The sequence below is a fragment of the Cupriavidus sp. SIMBA_020 genome (assembly GCF_046535395.1).
Taxonomy (GTDB): Bacteria; Pseudomonadota; Gammaproteobacteria; order Burkholderiales; family Burkholderiaceae; genus Cupriavidus; species Cupriavidus campinensis.
Genome location: NZ_JAWRWU010000967.1, coordinates 1 through 259 on the forward strand (window position 1 = coordinate 1; position 259 = coordinate 259).

General features: G+C 66.8%; 1 pseudogene. It reads left to right on the forward strand.

From position 1 onward, the window contains the following. Nucleotides 1-259: pseudogene (locus SB751_RS32335) on the forward strand (phosphoesterase); the annotation flags it as partial.

Consider the following 259-nt stretch of genomic DNA (forward strand, 5'->3'; position numbering starts at 1 on the left):
GTGACGGGCTGCATCGTCGGCGCGCTTACCGCGCTTGCCTTCGTGGTCTATTGGTGGAAGACGCCGTCCACGCGCATTTCGGCCGCCGTGGTCACGCTGAGTCTGGCCGTGCTCGCATTCGCCGTGCACGACGTGCGCGTGCCCACGCACCGTTGGGTGACGAATCTGGCGCTCACGGTATCGGGGCACAATCAGCCGTACGTGCGCGCCAAGTGGAAAGCCAATCGCAACAGGCTCGCGCCCGGTACGCCGAACGCGC